At 74.0% G+C, this 2,704-nt stretch carries 3 protein-coding genes; 1 reads left to right on the top strand and 2 read right to left on the bottom strand.

Features of this window, described 5'->3' with window-relative positions; genetic code table 11:
• Window positions 1-118: 118 nt before the first annotated feature.
• Window positions 119-1,153: an ABC transporter ATP-binding protein gene (locus SSOG_RS13160; protein WP_009714715.1), complete on the top strand. Its 1,035-nt coding sequence runs from the start codon at window positions 119-121 to the stop codon at window positions 1,151-1,153.
• 17 nt (window positions 1,154-1,170) lie between these two features.
• On the opposite strand, the gene SSOG_RS13155 is transcribed toward SSOG_RS13160, so the two are convergent.
• Together SSOG_RS13155 and SSOG_RS13150 are read right to left on the bottom strand one after the other, a co-directional pair.
• Window positions 1,171-2,295, bottom strand: coding sequence for an LOG family protein (locus tag SSOG_RS13155; RefSeq protein WP_009714714.1), 1,125 nt, complete (start codon window positions 2,293-2,295; stop codon window positions 1,171-1,173).
• Between the two features lie 49 nt (window positions 2,296-2,344).
• A complete protein-coding gene (locus tag SSOG_RS13150) occupies window positions 2,345-2,566 on the bottom strand; it encodes a hypothetical protein (RefSeq protein ID WP_009714713.1) in 222 nt (73 codons plus the stop codon).
• Window positions 2,567-2,704: the final 138 nt, after the last annotated feature.

The following is a 2,704-nucleotide window of genomic DNA, read 5'->3' as shown; positions in this document are numbered from 1 at the left end:
CTACGGGCAGGCGATGGCCCTGAGCACGATCCTGATGCTGGTGTGCACCTGCTCCCTGCTGGTCCTGGAGCGCATCCGTACCGACCGCTCGGGGGAGTTCTGACATGGGAGGACCCTGGTGACGCCGCCGCTGCTGCGACTGGACGAGGTGACGGTCCGGTACGGCCGCAAGGACGCGCTCGACGCCGTCGACCTGGACGTCGCCGAGCACGAGACCGTCTGTGTACTGGGCCCCAGCGGCAGCGGCAAGTCCACGATGCTGCGTGTGGTGGCCGGACTCCAGCGCGCCGCCTCCGGACGGGTCCGGCTCGCGGGCCGCGACCAGAGCGGCGTACCCACCCATCGGCGCGGGGTGGGGCTGATGTTCCAGGACCATCAGCTCTTCCCGCAGCGCGACGTGGGCGGCAACGTCGCCTTCGGGCTGCGGATGCGGGGAGCCGGGCGCGCGGAGGCGGACCGCCGGGTCGCCGAACTGCTGGACCTGGTCGGCCTGCCCGGCGCGCAGCGGCGGCCCGTCGACTCGCTGTCCGGCGGTGAGCAGCAGCGCGTCGCGCTCGCCCGCGCGCTGGCGCCCCGGCCGCGGCTGCTGATGCTGGACGAGCCGCTGGGCCAGCTCGACCGCGGGCTGCGGGAGCGGCTGGTCATGGAGCTGCGGGAGTTGTTCGCCCGGCTGGGCACCACGGTCCTCGCCGTCACCCACGACCAGGGCGAGGCGTTCGCCCTCGCCGACCGGGTCGTGGTCATGGAGGACGGCAGGATCGCGCAGTCCGGCACCCCGCTGGAGGTGTGGCAGCAGCCCGCGAACGAGTTCGTCGCCCGCTTCCTCGGCTTCGACAACGTGGTCGAGGCGATCGTGCACGGCGAGATCGCCGACACCTGCTGGGGCAAGCTGCCGGTGCCGCCCGGCTCCCGGCCCGGCCCGGCACGGGTCCTGGTCCGCCCGGGCGGGGTACGGCTGACGGACCCCGCGGACGGGCTGCCCTGCACGGTCGCCGCACGCACCTTCCGCGGCGACCATGTAGCGGTCGTCCTCCAGCCGGAGCACGGGCCCCGCCTGGAGGCGTCCTGCGCGCTGCGGGACGCCCCGGAGGCGGGGGACCGGGTCGGGGCGATCTTCGACTCCGCGGATGTGGTGGTGCTCGACGCGGCCTGACGGCAGGTGGGAGAAGGTCAGCCCGTCAGGGAGGCGAGCGCGTCCGGGGCCTCGTCCACCGAGTCCACCAGCGCGATACGGGCCTTCATCGACCGCCCCTCCGCGAGCGCTTCGAGCAGCGGCCAGGCGGGCAGGCGGCGCGTCCAGTGGTCGCGGTCCACCAGCACCATCGGGGTCGGCTCGCCGCGTGACTCGTAGTAGTTCGGCGTGGCGTTGTCGAAGATCTCCTGGAGGGTTCCGGCGGCGCCGGGCAGGAAGACGACGCCCGCGTTCGAACGCGCCAGCAGCCCGTCCTCGCGGGTCGCGTTGGCGAAGTACTTGCCGATGTGCGAGGCGAAGGCGTTCGGCGGCTCGTGCCCGTAGAACCAGGTCGGTATCCCGACCGACGCGCCGCCGTCCGGCCACCGCTCCCGCACCGCGAACGCGGCCCCGGCCCAGGCGCCCACCGACGGGCGGAACGAGGGCTGCCCGGCGAGGAGTTCCAGCGCCTCCTTCAGCGCCGCGTCCGGAAGCGGCGCCGTGTACGCGCCCAGGTTGGCGGCCTCCATCGCGCCCGGGCCGCCGCCCGTCGCGACCGTCAGCCCGGACCGCGCCAGCGCCTGCCCGAGCCGGGCGGCGCCCGCGTACCCCTCGGAGCCGCGCTCCAGGGCGTGGCCGCCCATGACGCCCACCACCCGGGCGCCGGTGAGCAGTTCGTCCAGCGCGTCGGAGACGGCGTCGTCGTGGATCGAGCGCAGCATCGAGGAGAAGATGTCGCCGTCCGCCTTGGTCCGCTGGAACCAGGCGTAGGCGCGCGCGTCCGGCGTGCCCGCGTACCCGTCGACCCCGTCGTCCAGGCCCTCGAACAGCTCGGCCGCGGTGTAGAGGGTGCCGCGGTACGGGTCGAACGGCAGGTCCGGCACGGGCGGGAAGACCAGCGCCCCCTGCGCCCGGACCCGCGCCGCGGCCTCCTGCTCCATCGGGCACCCCAGGAAGACCGCCCGTTCGGTGTCGGTGGACAGCAGCACGGACGTACGGGCCGTCAGATCGACGGACTGGACCCGGTATCCGGCCAGGGTGCCGCGGGCGACGACCTGGTCGAACTCCTCCAGGGACTCTATTTCGACGTCGGGTGCGGTGGTGGAAGCGTCATCGGTCTGCACGGCGTCATGCTAATCACACCGGATGGCGGCGGGGGCAGGACCGGGGGACTCAGGAGTGGGTGAACGGCATCGTCGTCAACTGGCCCACGCCCCACGCCACCGGCGCCAGCAGGAGCAGCAGTGCCGCACCGCGCAGCACGGCCGCGCCCCGCAGCAGCCGGGCCGACGCGCCGAGGCGCAGCAGCGCGGCCGTGGTGCTGCGGCGCGCACTCCGTGCCTCCAGCGCCGCGTTGAGCACCGTGGTGAACGCGCACATCAGGACCAGGACCACGCCCAGGTCGGTGAGCGGACCGAAGGAGTCGGCGCCGCGGTGACCGTGGGCCGCCGCAGATACGCGGTGGTCAGCCCCGACGAGGTCAGCGAACCGTCCGCCATGCGGGCCTGTAATTCCGGAATGGTGGCCGTATCG

The organism is Streptomyces himastatinicus ATCC 53653, assembly GCF_000158915.1.
GTDB classification, from domain to species: domain Bacteria; phylum Actinomycetota; class Actinomycetes; order Streptomycetales; family Streptomycetaceae; genus Streptomyces; species Streptomyces himastatinicus.
The sequence above is the reverse complement of the archived record's forward strand: the minus strand, read 5'-3'. Positions and strand labels throughout refer to the sequence as shown.